Raw genomic sequence first — 15,714 nt, 5'->3', positions numbered from 1 at the left:
GCTTGGAGCGCGGAAGAGCGCTTTTGAGGAAAGGACAGGGTTTGAGAGAGACGAAAACCGCTGACATATCGGCTGGGAACAAAGGCTGATGGGCGCCTATATCCTCAGACGTCTGGCGCTGATGATCCCGACCATCATCGGTATCATGGGCATTTCGTTTCTCGTCATCCAGTTTGCACCGGGCGGACCGGTGGAGCAGGTCGTCGCGCAGCTGACGGGGCAGGGCGACAGTGCCTCCGACCGGCTTTCTGGCGGCGGCGATCTTATGGGCCAGTCCGGCGGCTTCGATGAAAGCGGCTCGAAATATCGCGGTGCGCAGGGTCTCGATCCGGAACTGATCGCAAAACTCGAAAAACAGTTCGGTTTCGACAAGCCGCCGCTCACCCGTTTTCTCGAAATGATGTGGAATTACATCCGCTTCGATTTCGGCGACAGCTTCTTCCGCAATTCCTCGGTCATTGATCTCATCATCGACAAGCTGCCGGTTTCGGCGTCGCTCGGCTTCTGGATTCTGATCATTTCCTACATCATCTCGATCCCCCTCGGCATCAAGAAAGCCGTTTCCGACGGTTCCACCTTCGATGTCTGGACTTCGGGCGTCATCATCATCGGTTATGCGGTGCCGAGCTTCCTCTTCGGCATCCTGCTCATCGTGCTTTTCGCTGGCGGATCTTTCTTCGACTGGTTCCCGTTGCGCGGCCTTGTGTCCGATAACTTTGCCGAACTGAACTGGTGGCAGAAGATCATCGACTATTTCTGGCACCTGACCCTGCCGCTGATCGCGCTGTCGCTTTCGGCTTTCGCGACGACGACGCTTCTCACCAAAAATTCCTTCATCGACGAGATCAAGAAGCAATATGTCATCACCGCTCGCGCCAAGGGTCTCACCGAACGCAGGGTTCTCTATGGTCACGTCTTCCGCAATGCGATGCTGATTGTGATCGCTGGTTTCCCGGGCGCCTTCATCTCGGCCTTTTTCACCGGCTCGCTGCTGATCGAGAACATCTTCTCGCTGGATGGTCTCGGCCGCCTTGGTTATCTCTCGGTTGTGAACCGTGATTACCCGATCGTGTTCGGCACGCTCTTCATCTTCTCACTGATGGGCCTCGTCGTTGGCCTGATTTCCGACCTCATCTACACATGGATCGATCCGCGTATCGACTTCGAGCGGAGGGACGTGTGATGACGCTTGCCCCCACCGCCGCTACTGAAACACTGGTAAAGCCGAAGCGCCCGTGGTTTTCGCCGACCACCAAGCGCCGCTGGCAGAATTTCAAGGCGAACCGGCGCGGCTACTGGTCCTTCTGGCTGTTTCTGATCCTGTTTTTCCTGAGCCTGATCGCGGAATTCATCGCCAATGACAAACCCATTCTCGCTTCCTACAAGGGTGAGATTCTGGTGCCGGTCATGGTCGATTATCCCGAGGAGAAATTCGGCGGCTTCCTGGCCCAGACCGACTACAAATCCTCCTTCATTCAGGATGAGATCAACGCCAATGGCTGGATGATCTGGCCGCCGATCCGCTATTCCTACCAGACGGTCAACTCCAATATTCCGCATTCGGCGCCCACCGCGCCCTTCTGGCTGATGGACAAAAAGGATCGCTGCTCGGCCTACCCGCAGGGCAATGCCGATCCCGGCTGCACGCTCGGCAATCTCAACTGGCTCGGAACCGACAATCAGGCACGCGATGTCACAGCGCGAATGATCTATGGTTTCCGTATTTCCGTGCTGTTCGGCCTGACGCTGACCATCGCGTCGGCGCTGGTCGGCGTCACCGCCGGCGCCATTCAGGGCTATTTCGGCGGCTGGACGGACCTGCTTCTACAGCGTTTCATCGAAATCTGGTCGTCCATGCCGGTGCTCTACATCCTGCTCATCATCGCGGCCATTCTTCCACCCGGTTTCTTCGTGCTGCTCGGCATCATGCTGCTGTTCTCATGGGTCGGCTTTGTCGGCATTGTGCGTGCGGAATTCCTGCGCGCCAGAAACTTCGAATATGTCCGCGCTGCCCGTGCGCTCGGCGTCGGCAACTGGACGATCATGTTCCGGCATCTTCTGCCCAACGCCATGGTGGCAACGCTGACCTTCCTGCCGTTCATCCTTTCCGGTTCGATCACGACGCTCACCTCGCTCGATTTCCTCGGTTTCGGCATGCCGCCGGGATCGCCGTCGCTGGGCGAGATGATCGCGCAGGGCAAGAACAACCTTCAGGCCCCCTGGCTTGGCCTCACTGCGTTTTTCACCATGTCCATCATGCTTTCGCTGTTGATTTTCGTCGGTGAAGCGGTGCGCGACGCCTTCGATCCACGCAAGACGTTCCGGTGATCGCCATGACGGAAAAAACCATCCAGCCGCTTCTCTCCGTCCGTGACCTTTCGGTCACCTTCCATCAGGGTGGCGCGACCAGCGTTGCCGTCGATCACGTCTCCTTCGACCTGATGCCGGGCGAAGTCGTCGCCCTCGTTGGCGAATCCGGCTCCGGCAAATCCGTGACCGCGAACTCCATTCTCAAATTGCTGCCCTATCCGGCGGCAAGCCACCCGTCCGGGAAAATCCTGTTTGACGGCAAGGATATGCTGACCCTGCCGGAGCGATCCCTGCGTGCGGTGCGGGGCAACGACATCACCATGATTTTCCAGGAGCCGATGACCTCGCTCAACCCGCTCCACACCATCGAGCGGCAGATCGGCGAGATTCTGGAGCTGCACCAGGCAATCACCGGGGCTGAGGCGCGGGCACGCACGCTGGAACTATTACTGCAGGTCGGCATCCGCGAGCCGGAAAAGCGCCTGAAGGCCTATCCGCATGAATTGTCCGGCGGCCAGCGGCAACGCGTGATGATCGCCATGGCGCTTGCCAACCGGCCGAAACTGCTGATCGCCGATGAGCCGACCACGGCGCTCGACGTGACAGTGCAGGCGCAGATCCTCGAGCTTCTGAGTGATCTGAAGACCAAGCACGGCATGTCCATGCTGTTCATCACCCACGACCTCGGCATCGTTCGCAAATTTGCCGATCGCGTCTGTGTCATGACCAAGGGCAAGATCGTCGAGACCGGCACCGTGGAGCAGGTGTTCACCGATCCGCAGCACGCCTATACGCGCCATCTCCTTGCAGCCGAACCCAAAGGCGAGCCGCCGCATTCCGATGCCAGCAAACCGGTGGTCATGCAGGGCGACGACATCAGGGTCTGGTTCCCGATCAAGGCCGGGCTGATGCGCCGGGTGGTCGACCACGTGAAGGCGGTTGATGGCATCGATATTACCCTGCGCGCCGGCCAGACGGTTGGCGTGGTGGGCGAATCCGGTTCGGGCAAGACCACGCTTGGTCTGGCGCTCTCCCGGCTGATCGCATCCAAGGGGCGCATCAGCTTCATCGGCCAGTCGATCGATCATTATTCCTATGAGATGATGAAGCCGCTCAGAAACCGGTTGCAGGTGGTGTTTCAGGATCCCTATGGGTCGCTCAGCCCGCGCATGTCGGTTGGCGAAATCGTCGCCGAGGGCCTGAAGGTGCACGAGCGGTCCCTGTCTGCCGATGAACGCGATACGCGTGTCGCCACCGCGCTGGAAGAGGTCGGTCTCGATCCCGCCACCCGCTGGCGGTATCCGCATGAATTTTCCGGCGGTCAGCGCCAGCGCATCGCAATCGCCCGCGCCATGGTGCTTAAACCCCGTTTCGTCATGCTGGACGAGCCGACATCGGCGCTCGACATGAGCGTGCAGGCGCAGGTCGTCGATCTGCTGCGCGATCTCCAGGCCAAGCACGAGCTTGCCTACCTCTTCATCAGCCACGATCTGAAGGTGGTGAAAGCGCTCGCCAATGACCTGATCGTCATGCGCCACGGCAAGGTGGTGGAGAGCGGCCCGGCGGCCGAGATTTTCGCCAATCCGCAGCAGGACTATACCAGAGCGCTGCTGGCGGCCGCCTTCAATATCGAGGCTGTCGAAACCAAAGCGGTGAGCCAGTAGGCCCATCGCTGTTTCTATTAAGGCAATGATTTTTCTGTTGCTTTGCGAAAAATGCCGACCCATGTTGCGATAGACGTGACGCGGAAACGGATTGATTGCCATGGCAGCGGATGTGATTGTTCTGGGAGCGGGGATCATCGGGGTCTCGGTCGCCCTGCAACTGGCCCGAAGGGGAAAATCGGTGGTGCTGGTCGACCGGCGCGGACCGGGCGAGGAGACCTCCTTCGGTAATGCCGGGCTGATCCAGAGAGAAGGTGTCGTGCCTTACGCCTTTCCGCAGGACCTGGCACTGCTGCTGCGTTATTCCCTGAACAACAGCATCGATGCCCGTTATCATCTCTCGGCTCTGCCGAAGATCGCGCCTTTTCTTGGCCGCTACTGGTATAATTCCGCAGCTACGCGCCACGCGGCGATTGCCCGTGCCTATGCGCCGCTGATCGAACATTCCGTCTCTGAACACAGCATTTTGGTCGATGAGGCGAAGGCTGGCGATCTGATCGTGAAGAATGGCTGGATGGAGGCTTACAGGACTGCCGCAAGGCGGGATGCCGACTATGCCTTCGCCGAGCGTCTGGCGCGTGACCATGGCATTTCCCACACGAAACTCGATGCTGATGAGCTTGCCTCCGTCGAACCGCATCTCAGCCGTGACTTCGTTGGCGGCCTGAAATGGAACGATCCCTGGTCGGTACTCGATCCGCACGCGCTGACACTCGCCTATCTCAGACTGTTTGAGAGCTACGGGGGGACCTTTGTCCGGGGCGATGCGTCGACGCTTAGCCAGACGGTAAGCGGTTGGACGGTGCGCACCGAAACCGGCGCAGTTGAAGCCGAGCATGCCGTCGTGGCGCTTGGTCCTTGGGCAGATACGGTGACGGAACGGCTTGGCTATCGCTTTCCGCTCGGCGTGAAGCGTGGCTACCACATGCATTATGCGCCGCAGGAAGGGACAAAGCTCAACAACTGGTTGATCGATGCCGAGCGCGGTTATTTTCTGGCGCCGATGCGCAAGGGCATCCGTCTAACGACGGGTGCTGAATTTGCCGAACGCGATGCGCCGAAATCCCCCGTGCAGATCGAGCGGGCGGAACGGGTGGCCCGTACCGTCTTTCCCCTTGGCGGCCGGCTGGATGCGGAGCCGTGGATGGGCGCACGCCCCTGCACGCCTGACATGATGCCGATTATCGGCAGGGCACCGCGCCACAGGACCTTGTGGTTTGCCTTCGGCCACGCTCATCACGGCCTCACACTTGGGCCGATCACCGGTCGAGTGCTGGCGGAAACCATGGCCGGCGAAACGCCTGTTATCGCCATCGACGCCTATCGTCCGGAAAGGTTCAATCCCTGATGGCCGAATCCGCTGGCCTTCCTGCGGCGGGCCACGTAACATAGGCTTATCAAAGGGGAAAAGGGGCAAACGTCATCATGGTGGCGAGGTTTCTCATCTATCAGCAGCAGGATGATTTTCGTTAGCGAAGCGCTTCCGCGCGCGAAACAGAAGAGAAACGGCCTGCTGGTGCATGATGGATGATATTGAAAACGCAAAGAAATTTTTCGCCGATAATCCCGATATCGAAATTCTCGAAGCCTTCGTCATAGACGCGAACGGCGTTCCGCGCGGCAAATGGATTCCGCGTGAGAGGGCGATCGACGTGCTCGAAAAGGGAATGGCAATTCCCCGCTCCGTTTATGCGCTGGATATCTGGGGCCGGGATGTGCACGCCGCGGGCCTTGCCGAAGGTACGGGCGATCCGGACGGTTTTTGTTTCCCCGTTCCCGGCACGCTATCGCGTGTGACATGGCTTGGCCGTCCGACGGCGCAGGTTCTGCTGGCGATGAAAAACCCGGATGGAACCGGCTTTTATGGCGATCCGCGCCATGTTCTGGCACAGGTTCTGAACGCCTATAAAAAGGCCGGCCTCACGCCGGTCGTGGCGACCGAGCTCGAATTTTATCTGATCGATCCAGTCCGCTCGGCGCTCGATCCGGTGCGACCGCCGCATAGCCGCGAGGGACGCTGGCACACGGGCCAGACGCAGGTTCTGTCGATTTCCGAATTGCAGGATTTCGAGGATGTCTTCCACGATATAGCCACAGCCTGCCGGGCACAGGGCGTGCTTGCCGATACGACGCTGCGCGAAAACGGGCCGGGGCAATATGAGATCAACCTCAACCATGTGCCGGACGCCTTGCAGGCCGCCGATTTCGCCGTCTTCCTGAAACGCATCGTCAAGGGCGTGGCGCGGCGGCATGAGCTCGACGCCACCTTCATGGCCAAGCCTTACGGCTTGCAGGCCGGCAACGGCATGCATGTGCATTTTTCCGTTCTCGATAAGGACGGCAGGAACATCTATGCTGGCGAAAACGGCCCGTCGGATGCACTGATGCATTCGGTTGGCGGCCTGTTGGAAAACATGGGGGAAAGCATGGCGATCTTCGCCCCCCATGCCAATTCCTATCGTCGCCTGACGCCGAGCGAGCATGCGCCGACCTACGCTTCATGGGGCATCGACAACCGCTCGGCTGCGGTGCGCGTCATCGTTGCCAGCAAGGCCGCGACGCGTATCGAACACCGGGTCGCCGGGGCCGATACCAATCCCTATCTGGTTGTGGCGATGATCCTGAGTGCCGCACTTGCCGGCATGAAGGAAAAGCGCCAGCCCGGCGGTGCGATCGCCGGTGACAGTCACGCGATCAATCACGAACCGCTGCCCACCAACTGGGATTATGCCCTGCAGCGCTTCACGCGCTCGAGCTTTGCCTATGCGACGCTCGGCCAGAAGTACCGCACGCTGTTTTCCGCCTGCAAACAGCAGGAGCTTTCCGAATTTTCCCTGCGCGTAACCGACGTCGAATATGACGCCTATATCAGGACGGTGTGAGAAATGGCTGAGGTAACGACGATCCCCAATCCTGGCCACACATCCTCGTGGTATGCGGCCTCCGCCAATGTCAAATCCGTGCGGCCAACGCTCGAAGGCGCGCTGGAAGCCGATGTCTGCATCATCGGTGGCGGTTTCACCGGTATTTCCGCAGCACTTGAACTCAGTGAACGTGGTTATGCCGTCATCGTGCTGGAAGGCGTGCGGGTCGGCTTCGGCGCCTCGGGCCGCAATGGCGGCCAGATCGTCAACGGTTACAGCCGTGATCTCGAAACCATCGCCGGGCGTTATGGCAACGAAAAGGCAGTTAAACTCGGGGAAATGTCGCTGGAAGGCGGCGCGATCATCCGTGAGCGCATCGCCAAATACGTCATCGATTGCGATCTCGTCGATGGTGGCTTCTTTGCCGCCTTCACGCCGAAACAGATCCGCGAGATGGAGGCTCACAAGGCTCATTGGGAAAAGCACGGCCATGGCGGGCTGGAAATGGTCTCCAGGGCGGATGTCGGCACTTATGTAAAGTCCGACCGTTATGCCGGTGGCATGATCGACCGCCTCGGCGGCCACATCCACCCGCTCAATCTGGTGCAGGGCGAGGCTGCGGCGGCCGAAAGCCTCGGTGCCCGCATATTCGAAAATTCACGGGTTATCTCGGTAGAACAGGGTGCAAACCCCGTGGTGCGCACGGCGACGGGCAGCGTGAAGGCGAAATATGTGCTCGTCTGCGGTAATGCCTATCTCGGCACATTGCTGCCGGAAATCGGCGAGCGGATGATGCCGGTCTCAAGTCAGGTCATGGCGACGGAGCCGCTGGATGCCGATCTGATCGAGGCGCTTTTGCCCGCCGATTATTGCGTCGAGGATGCCAATTACATTCTCGATTATTACCGCCGCACCTCGGATAACCGTCTGCTTTACGGCGGCGGCATCGGTTATGGCGGCAGCGACCCGGCCGACCTGACCGGCGTTATCCGCCCAAACATGCTGAAGACCTTTCCGCAACTGGAAAAGACCAGGATCGACTTCGCCTGGAGCGGCAATTTCGCGCTGACGCTGACGCGCATCCCGCATATGGGCAGGCTTTCGGACAATATCTATTTTTCGCATGGCGACAGCGGCCATGGCGTCACGACCACACATCTGCTCGGCAAGATACTGGGCGAGGCCGTTGCCGGCCACGCCGAACGTTTCGATATCTGGAGTTCGCTGCCGAACTATCCTTTCCCCGGCGGCAAGACCTTCCGTGTGCCGCTGACCGTGCTTGGCGCCTGGTGGTACGGCATGCGGGACAGGCTCGGCTTTTAGAGCATTTCCAGCAAAAGCGCGAAGCGGTTTCGCGTGCGGAAATGCAATGAAACAGGGAGTTAGAACGTCACTGTTTTAAGGCCGGAAAGCGCATTTTTCGCGATTTCTTCCGGTGTGGTGTCGATGCTGACGGTGACGACGCCCGGTTCGCCGGTCGGCACTTCCAGCGTGGCAAGCTGGGTCTGAAGCAGCGAGAGCGGCATGAAATGGCCCTTGCGTTCACCCATGCGCCGGCTGAGAAGCTCCAGGCTGCCATCCAGATAAACGAAAGCAAGCGGGCTGCCGGTGGCCGTGCGAAGCCGGTCGCGATAGATTTTCTTGAGTGCCGAGCAGGAAACGACGACACCGTTGCCTTCGCTGCCCTTGCGCAGTTCCGCGCCGATCAGGTCAAGCCAGGGCCAGCGATCTTCGTCCGTCAGTGGAATGCCCTCGGACATTTTATCGACATTGGCTTTCGGGTGAAGCTTGTCGCCTTCAATAAAAGCGATGCCCAGTTTTTCCGCCAGCTCCTCTGCGACCGTGGACTTGCCAGAGCCGCTCACTCCCATCACGACGATTGCCTGTGTCACCCGAACCTCTGATGTTTCTGTTTCGACGGTCAGCCCCTAACATGTGCGGCTGACGTCGGGAACATAAAAATACGGAGCTTGCCCGTGTCAGTGCCCGGTTTTGCGGGCTGCTGCTCTTTCCAGCGCGGAAAAAGCAGAGTGGATGAGAACCGCAAGTGCGGCGACGATCAGCCCGCCCTGCAGGATGAAGGCGAGATTGTTGGATTGCAGGCCGGCGATGATCACTTCGCCAAGCGTGCGCGCCGCTACCGTGGAGCCGATGGTGGCTGTTGAAAGGCTGATGACTGCTGATAACCGGATGCCTGCAAGAATGGCGGGTAACGCAAGCGGCAGTTCCACTTTGACAAGCCGCTGCCAGCCGGTCATGCCGCTGCCTCTGGCGGCATCCATTACGGTGGCGGGCAGGGTGGTAAGCCCGGTCAGCGTATTTTCGAACACCGGCAGCAACGCGTATAAAAACAGCGCAATAAGCGTCGGTTTCTCCCCGAAACCGATCATCGGCACCGCAAGCGCCAGTACCGCCACGGGCGGGAAGGTCTGACCGATATTGACGATGCTGCGCGACAGCGGCAGGAAATCCGCCCCGAAAGGCCGGGTGACGAGAACTGCAAGCGCACCCGCTACCAGCGTGGCCAGCCCCGTGGCGATCGCCACGGTGGTCAGATGCGAGAGGGTGAGGGAGAGAAGATTGGCCTGCGTGTAGATCGCCGGTGCATTGGCCTGCACGAGAGGGCGGAATATCGGCGCGAAGATTTGCGGCGCTGCAAGAAAGACGATCAGCACCAGCACCAGAAAGCCGATTGCAAGGAAAGAGGCCGCGTTTTTCATGAGGCTCCGGCAGCACGCTGGAGGAGAACGTCCCGCCGCACCCGGCCGGCGAGCTGGCCGTCGTCCTTGACGACCGGCAGGACATCGCAGCCCGCCCATAACATCGCTGACAGGGCATCGCGCTGGCTTGTATGTTCGGTGAGCGGTTCGCCCTCGGCGCTTCCCGGCTCCACGATGTCAGCAATCGAGAGAACAGACAGCAGTTTCAGCGCACGTTCGTTTTCGCCGATCATAGTGCGTACGAAATCGGTTGCCGGTTTCAGCACCAGTTCGGCCGGCGGGCAATCCTGCACGATGCGGCCCTTGTCCATCACGGCAATGCGATCCGCCAGATGAAAGGCCTCGTCCATATCGTGTGTGACGAGGACGATGGTGACGCCGAGCTTCTTCTGAATATCGAGAAGATCGTTCTGCGCCTTGGCGCGGATTACCGGGTCGAGCGCGCCGAAGGGTTCATCCATCAGCAAGATATTGGGCTCTGCGGCAAGCGCCCGCGCCACGCCGACACGCTGCTGCTGGCCGCCGGAAAGCTCATGCGGAAAACGGTCCGCATAAAGCGCGGGATCAAGCTGGAAGAGGTGCATCAACGCCTCGATCTTCGCCTCGATACGCTTGCGGTCCCAGCCGACCAACTGCGGAACGGTGGCGATATTCTCCGCCACCGTCCTGTGTGGAAACAGGCCATGGCCCTGAATGGCATAGCCGATCTGTCGGCGCAGTTTGTAACCCGGCATCGTGCTGACATCCTCGCCGTCGATCCAGATCGTGCCGGATGTCGGTTCCACCAGCCGGTTTATCATCCGCAGCAGCGTGGTTTTCCCCGATCCTGACGTGCCTACGATGACGGTGACGGTGCGCGGTGCGACGGTCAGTGACACCTGATCCACCACGGCCGCATCGCCATATCGTTTTGTGATGGTGTCGATCTCGATCATGCCTGTTGCTTTCCGCCTGCGCTGAAGAGATTGCTGTCGATGAGGGCATCGAGCGTGATCGCGGCGGCGAAGCCGAGGAGAACGGTCGGCACGGTGCCGAGCAGTACGAGGTCCATCGCCGTCTGCCCGATGCCCTGAAACACGAAAACGCCAAAACCGCCGCCGCCGATCAGCGCGGCGATTGTCGCCAGCCCGATATTCTGCACCAGTACGATGCGGATGCCGGTGAGGATGACCGGCATGGCCAGCGGAAACTCCACCCGCAGCAGCCTTTGCACCGGTGTCATGCCAAGCCCGCGCGCCGCTTCCCGAACCGTCTGCGAGACGCCGGAAAGGCCGACAACCGTGTTGGAAACCACCGGCAGCAGCGAATAGAGAAACAGCGCCACGAAGGCGGGTGCCATGCCGATGCCGGCGATACCGATCCTGGCCGCTCCCGGCACGGTGGCAGCAATCCATCCAAGCGGAGCGATCAGCAGGCCGAAGAGGGCGATGGAAGGGATGGTCTGGACGATATTGAGGCTGTTCAGCACGCCTGCCCGCAACCGCTCGACCTTGTAACTGAGTATCCCCAGCGGAATGCCTGCCACTGTCGCCGCGATCAGCGAGCCGATCGCAAGCTCCACATGCCGGACGGCCTCTGTCCAGAAAATATCGGCCCGGGCAGTATATTCCCTGATGATCGAGAGATCGTTCCAGAGACCGCTTGTCAGCACGGCTGCAAGTGCGGCAATGGCCATGAGCAATAGCAATATCCGGACAGCTGGCTTCGGCTGGAGACGTGCAATGCAATCCGTCGCGAGCAAAGCCAGCCCGGCAAACATCAGCCAGAAACCGCTCGCCGGTGAAATGCGGGCGAAACCATTACCCTCCGGTGTGAGGAAGGAGGCCGCCTGCCCGACAAAAACCGCCAGCGCCGCAAGAGAGACCAGGGCGGCTGCGAGTTTCAGCCGGGCCGGAATGCGCAGGAAAGCGATGAAGGCCGCAACGAGAATGATGGCGGCAAGGAGTGTTGCGGAAACGGATGGAAGTGCATCGAAGATCGCCCGTGCTTCGCCCTGAACGATCCGGTTGGCGCGAAACGTCATGAAAGGCGATACAAAAAGCGCATAAAGCAGCAGGCACGAAATCAGCACGCCCACCTTGTCAGGCCATTTCGTCAAATCCTGCTCCCCTGCACCCTGGTCCAGCGCTGGGCCGGAAGAGCGCTGCGGTTCCCGCAGCCCACCCCGGCACCATGATCGCTTACTTGACGAAACCGTTCTTTGTCAGGAAGTCGAGCGCCACGGTCTTCGCCTGCTCGCCACCCACCTGTACACGCGCATTCAGATCCTGCAGGGTCGCCAGATCGAGTTTCTCGAACACGGGCTTCAGCAGTTCCTCGATATTGGGGTGCTTTTTCAGAACCTCTTCACGAATGATCGGTGCGGGCTGATAGACTGGTTGCACATGTTTGTCGTCCTCCAGCACCACAAGACCCGAAGGCGCGATGCCGCCATCCGTGCCATAGACCATGGCGGCATTGGCATTGTTGGTCTGATTGGCGGCGGCGGCGATCGTGGCGGCCGTATCGCCGCCGGACAGCGTGATCAGCTGCTCCGGTTTCATGGTGAAACCATAGGTCGTCTGGAATGCCGGCAGGGCGGCGGCGGAATTGACGAATTCGGAGGAGGCCGCAAGAACCACCGCGCCGCCATCGGCGACATATTTGCCGAAATCGGAAAGCGTCTTCAGATTGTTCTTGTCGGCGACATCCTTGCGAAGCGCAATCGCCCAGGTGTTGTTGGCCGGAGAGGGCGTCAGCCAGACGATCTTGTTGGCGTCGTAGTCGAGCGTTTTCGCTTCTTCATAACCCTTGGCGGCGTCCTTCCACAGTGGGTCGTCGGCCTTGGAGAAAAAGAAGGCGGCATTGCCGGTATATTCCGGATAGATGTCGATCTCGCCGGCAGTGATTGCCTTCCTGACGACCGGGGTAGCACCAAGCTGGATGCGATCCGTCGTCTCGATATTGTTCTTGCTGAGGACGGCAAGGATGATGTTGCCGAGGACGCCGCCTTCCGTATCGATCTTCGACGACACCACCACCTGCGCCTGAGCGATGGAAACAGAAAGGGCGAACGCAAGTCCTGCGCCCGTCAACGTCATCAAGCGGTTCATGAATTTTCCTCCGGTGGGTCAGCCTGCCGAACAGGTGAAAGATCGCCGCCGCAATTGCGGCGGAGTGTTAACGACCGGGAGGGAAAAAGGTTGCAACGTCACCTGCAATTTGGCGTCCGGCGAGGCGCTTTGCGCTCACGGGGCGGCCATCAGCTCTCGTCGTTCCGTTTGCGCGCATCCTTGCCCATGACGAGTGGCATGAGCACGGAGAGAAACAGCAGCCTGATGACATGGTGGGAGCCGACATAGGCGGTATCGGCATGCATCATCACCGCCATCGCCGCCATGGTTTCGAGGCCGCCCGGCGCATAGGCGATCATCACGGCATTGAGCGGAACGCCGGTGACGCCGGAAATCATCCAGGCGATACTGCCGGCGATCACCATCACGGCAATGGTGACGACGAAGCCGGCCAGAAAACCCTTGCGCACTTCCATCAGCGACACATTGGAAAAACGCGTGCCGATGAGGCAGCCAATCAGCACATAGACCGGCAGGCTGAGCCAGGTGGGAACACCGCCTTCGGTAAGGCCGGTAATATGGGTGCCGATGGAAACGGCAACGCCGCCAAGCAACAGCGCGGCCGGAAATCTCCAGCGCAGGAAAAGCCATCCGGTCAGCAGGGATGCGGCGATGGTCAGCGCCAGGGTTAAAAGACCCATTGGCGGGTTTGTGATCAGCGGCTCGGTGCTGACCAGATCGAAATATTCGACAATCAGCGGCACCGAAAGCGTCAGCGCCAGCACCCTGACACTTTGCACGATGCTGACGGTCGCAAGGTCGCTTTTCGTTTCCGCCCCAAGGCTGATGATGTAGCTGAGGTGACCGGGGGAGGCGCCCAGCATGGCCGTCGTCCGGTCGTAGCCGAAACCGTAATGCAGGATCCAGTAAGCGACGTAGAGCATGATGACGACGGCGACGAGCACGACGACGAAGCTCAGCGGCCATGTCTTTGCCGCATCGATGACTGAGGGCGTTACGCTCGTTCCCATCGAAATGCCGACGACGACGAAACAGGCATTGCGGATGAAGGCGGGAATTCCAAGCTTGACGCCCGCCAGTCCGGTGATCGTCACCGCGAGCGCCGGCCCCGAAAGAAAGGGGGCGGGAACATGAAGCAGGCTGGCAAGCAGTGCGCCCATGCTGCCGACAAGGGCGGTAAGCGCAAATGTATGAAGTTCAGGCTTGATGATCATTGCGACGCTGATTGTTTGCTTGAAAAAGCTCGTGACCAAATGCGCCGCTTCGTCTCGCAACGTCAACCGGCGGGACCAAAAATATTGTATTTCATGAGTATTTTATAAAAGAAAAGCCCGTGACCTTCCGGCACGGGCTCTGGCTGTCGCCATTTGGCATTCTTCTGGTCAGGCGGCGGGAAGCGCCACGGCCTTCGGCATTTCGGTATCGAGGCCGAGCAGGAAGTTGATCTGCGGGCGTGCCTTGACGAGATCGTCGATCGAATATTCCGCCAGCACGTCGAAGAAGGCATTGAGCGCCTTGCGCAGCGCCGAGTTCAGGCCGCAGCTGTCCACAAGCGGACATTCGACAGCGCCGTCCTCGAAGCACTCCGCCATTGCAAAACTGTCTTCCGTGACCTTCACGACATCGAACAGGCTGATCTTCTCGGCGGGCTTGCCCAGGCGCACACCGCCATTGCGGCCACGTACGGTTTCCACCAGTCCGGCCTTGTTGAGCGGCTGCAGGATCTTGAAAAGGAACAGCTCTGACACGCCATAGGCCCTGGCGATCTCTGGAATACGGCTCAGCTTGCCTTCATTCGCGGCGCAGTACATCAACATGCGAACGGCATAGTTGGTCTGTTTGGTCAAACGCATGCTGGTCTCCTAACTCTCAATGTGGAGTTATATAGTCTCTTTTTCAGTTTAGAACAATTCCAGAAACTGAAAAAACTGGCATCCATCCGATATTTCTCGAACAGCCTTGTTGACCGCCTCGATGATTCATGAACAAACAAGTCAAGAATCGGAATGTAATGGAGGCATTCATAATGGCAAGCTTGAAATCATATTTTTCCGCTGCCGTTTTTTCGGGACTGGCTATCCTCTCGGCCGTGCCTGCGGCTTTTGCGGAAGGCGAGGTGAATGTCTATTCCTATCGCCAGCCGGAGCTGATTCAGCCGCTGCTGGATGCTTTCACCAGGGAAACCGGTATCGAGGCGAATGTTCTTTTCCTCGACAAGGGGCTGGTGGAGCGCATCCAGGCCGAGGGCGTCAATTCGCCCGCCGATGTGCTGCTGACGGTCGATATCGCCCGTCTCGTGGAGGCAAAGGAAGGCGGCGTCACGCAGCCGGTCCTCAATGATCCCGTCATTGAAAAGGATATACCCGCGAACCTGCGTGACCCCCAGGGGGAGTGGTTCGGCCTGACGACGCGCGGCCGGGTTGTCTATGCTTCCAGGGAGCGGGTGACCCAGAAGGATATCACCTATGAGGAGCTTGCCGATCCCAAGTGGAAGGGCAAAATCTGCATTCGCGACGGCCAGCATTCCTACAATATCGCGCTGATCGCCTCGATGATCGCCCATCATGGCGTCGATTACACCCGTACCTGGCTCACCGGCCTGAAGAATAACCTCGCGCGCAAGCCTGATGGCACCGACCGCAGTCAGGCGAAATCGATCTTTTCCGGCGAATGCGATATCGCGCTCGGCAACACCTATTATGTCGGCCTGATGCTGACCAATGATCGTGAACCGGAAGAAAAGGAATGGGCTGGATCGGTGCGGGTGATCTTCCCCAATGCGGGCGATCGCGGCACCCATGTGAATATTTCCGGCATGGCCCTGACGAAATATGCGCCCAACAAGGACAATGCGCTGAAGCTGATGGAATTTCTGGCTTCCCGCGAAGCCCAGGAAATCTACGCCAAGCAGGTCTTTGAATATCCGGTGCTGCCCGGCGCGGAGCCTTCCGATGTCGTGAAGGGCTTCGGCCCCATCAATCCGGACAAGCTGCCGTTGACGGATATTGCCGCCCATCGCAAGCAGGCATCGGAACTGGTGGACGAAGTCGGTTTCAACGACGGTCCGACCAACTGACGCCGC

14 protein-coding genes are annotated in these 15,714 nt (G+C 59.6%); 7 read left to right on the top strand and 7 right to left on the bottom strand.

The window, feature by feature from the left end:
- Positions 1-88: 88 nt before the first annotated feature.
- The 6 genes from N434_RS02315 (at position 89) to N434_RS02290 (ending at position 8,161) form a co-directional block, all read left to right on the top strand.
- The gene (locus N434_RS02315) at positions 89-1,183 is read left to right on the top strand and encodes a microcin C ABC transporter permease YejB (RefSeq protein ID WP_110755785.1); all 1,095 of its coding nucleotides are present in this window, start codon (positions 89-91) and stop codon (positions 1,181-1,183) included.
- Positions 1,183-2,328, top strand: a complete 1,146-nt coding sequence (locus N434_RS02310; RefSeq protein WP_110755783.1) for an ABC transporter permease — start codon at positions 1,183-1,185, stop codon at positions 2,326-2,328. Before N434_RS02315 ends, N434_RS02310 begins: the two co-directional genes overlap by 1 nt.
- Before the next feature lie 5 nt (positions 2,329-2,333).
- Complete coding sequence (locus tag N434_RS02305) at positions 2,334-3,974, top strand: ABC transporter ATP-binding protein (RefSeq protein WP_110755977.1); 1,641 nt, start codon at positions 2,334-2,336, stop codon at positions 3,972-3,974.
- Positions 3,975-4,074: 100 nt separating this feature from the next.
- Positions 4,075-5,322: an NAD(P)/FAD-dependent oxidoreductase gene (locus tag N434_RS02300; RefSeq protein WP_110755781.1), complete on the top strand. Its 1,248-nt coding sequence runs from the start codon at positions 4,075-4,077 to the stop codon at positions 5,320-5,322.
- Between the two features lie 172 nt (positions 5,323-5,494).
- Entirely contained in the window at positions 5,495-6,856 is a 1,362-nt protein-coding gene (locus N434_RS02295; RefSeq protein WP_161991557.1) for a glutamine synthetase family protein, read from the top strand.
- A gap of 3 nt (positions 6,857-6,859) precedes the next feature.
- Entirely contained in the window at positions 6,860-8,161 is a 1,302-nt protein-coding gene (locus N434_RS02290; RefSeq protein WP_110755779.1) for an NAD(P)/FAD-dependent oxidoreductase, read from the top strand.
- Positions 8,162-8,220: 59 nt separating this feature from the next.
- Here N434_RS02290 and N434_RS02285 read toward each other — a convergent pair whose 3' ends face one another.
- The 7 genes from N434_RS02285 to rirA all read right to left on the bottom strand — a co-directional run bounded on the left by N434_RS02285 (position 8,221) and on the right by rirA (position 14,485).
- Positions 8,221-8,709, bottom strand: a complete 489-nt coding sequence (locus N434_RS02285; protein WP_065114584.1) for a gluconokinase — start codon at positions 8,707-8,709, stop codon at positions 8,221-8,223.
- 108 nt (positions 8,710-8,817) lie between these two features.
- Positions 8,818-9,558, bottom strand: a complete 741-nt coding sequence (locus N434_RS02280) for an ABC transporter permease (protein ID WP_110755777.1) — start codon at positions 9,556-9,558, stop codon at positions 8,818-8,820.
- A complete protein-coding gene (locus N434_RS02275; protein ID WP_110755775.1) occupies positions 9,555-10,493 on the bottom strand; it encodes an ABC transporter ATP-binding protein in 939 nt (312 codons plus the stop codon). The genes N434_RS02280 and N434_RS02275 overlap by 4 nt, the downstream gene beginning before the upstream one ends.
- Positions 10,490-11,656, bottom strand: a complete 1,167-nt coding sequence (locus N434_RS02270) for an ABC transporter permease (protein ID WP_181423847.1) — start codon at positions 11,654-11,656, stop codon at positions 10,490-10,492. Before N434_RS02270 ends, N434_RS02275 begins: the two co-directional genes overlap by 4 nt.
- A gap of 82 nt (positions 11,657-11,738) precedes the next feature.
- A complete protein-coding gene (osmF, locus tag N434_RS02265) occupies positions 11,739-12,650 on the bottom strand; it encodes a glycine betaine ABC transporter substrate-binding protein OsmF (protein ID WP_110755772.1) in 912 nt (303 codons plus the stop codon).
- Between the two features lie 149 nt (positions 12,651-12,799).
- On the bottom strand, positions 12,800-13,846 hold the full coding sequence (locus N434_RS02260; RefSeq protein WP_065116094.1) for an AbrB family transcriptional regulator: 1,047 nt from the start codon (positions 13,844-13,846) through the stop codon (positions 12,800-12,802).
- Between the two features lie 168 nt (positions 13,847-14,014).
- Complete coding sequence (gene rirA, locus N434_RS02255; protein ID WP_065114589.1) at positions 14,015-14,485, bottom strand: iron-responsive transcriptional regulator RirA; 471 nt, start codon at positions 14,483-14,485, stop codon at positions 14,015-14,017.
- Between the two features lie 173 nt (positions 14,486-14,658).
- Here rirA and N434_RS02250 point away from each other — a divergent pair, with 173 nt between their 5' ends.
- Positions 14,659-15,708: a Fe(3+) ABC transporter substrate-binding protein gene (locus N434_RS02250; RefSeq protein WP_065116095.1), complete on the top strand. Its 1,050-nt coding sequence runs from the start codon at positions 14,659-14,661 to the stop codon at positions 15,706-15,708.
- The last annotated feature ends 6 nt before the right edge of the window (positions 15,709-15,714 follow it).

Source organism: Rhizobium sp. UGM030330-04 (genome assembly GCF_003208455.1).
Taxonomy (GTDB): Bacteria; Pseudomonadota; Alphaproteobacteria; order Rhizobiales; family Rhizobiaceae; genus Agrobacterium; species Agrobacterium rhizogenes_A.
This window is presented reverse-complemented; position numbering and strand designations above follow the sequence as displayed.

Coding starts and splice junctions, on each gene's coding strand:
- N434_RS02315 (WP_110755785.1), top strand. CDS start 89: ATGGGCGCCTATATCCTCAGACGTCTGGCGCTGATGATCCCGACCATC.
- N434_RS02310 (WP_110755783.1), top strand. CDS start 1,183: ATGACGCTTGCCCCCACCGCCGCTACTGAAACACTGGTAAAGCCGAAG.
- N434_RS02305 (WP_110755977.1), top strand. CDS start 2,334: ATGACGGAAAAAACCATCCAGCCGCTTCTCTCCGTCCGTGACCTTTCG.
- N434_RS02300 (WP_110755781.1), top strand. CDS start 4,075: ATGGCAGCGGATGTGATTGTTCTGGGAGCGGGGATCATCGGGGTCTCG.
- N434_RS02295 (WP_161991557.1), top strand. CDS start 5,495: ATGATGGATGATATTGAAAACGCAAAGAAATTTTTCGCCGATAATCCC.
- N434_RS02290 (WP_110755779.1), top strand. CDS start 6,860: ATGGCTGAGGTAACGACGATCCCCAATCCTGGCCACACATCCTCGTGG.
- N434_RS02285 (WP_065114584.1), bottom strand. CDS start 8,709: ATGGGAGTGAGCGGCTCTGGCAAGTCCACGGTCGCAGAGGAGCTGGCG.
- N434_RS02280 (WP_110755777.1), bottom strand. CDS start 9,558: ATGAAAAACGCGGCCTCTTTCCTTGCAATCGGCTTTCTGGTGCTGGTG.
- N434_RS02275 (WP_110755775.1), bottom strand. CDS start 10,493: ATGATCGAGATCGACACCATCACAAAACGATATGGCGATGCGGCCGTG.
- osmF (WP_110755772.1), bottom strand. CDS start 12,650: ATGAACCGCTTGATGACGTTGACGGGCGCAGGACTTGCGTTCGCCCTT.
- N434_RS02260 (WP_065116094.1), bottom strand. CDS start 13,846: ATGATCATCAAGCCTGAACTTCATACATTTGCGCTTACCGCCCTTGTC.
- rirA (WP_065114589.1), bottom strand. CDS start 14,485: ATGCGTTTGACCAAACAGACCAACTATGCCGTTCGCATGTTGATGTAC.
- N434_RS02250 (WP_065116095.1), top strand. CDS start 14,659: ATGGCAAGCTTGAAATCATATTTTTCCGCTGCCGTTTTTTCGGGACTG.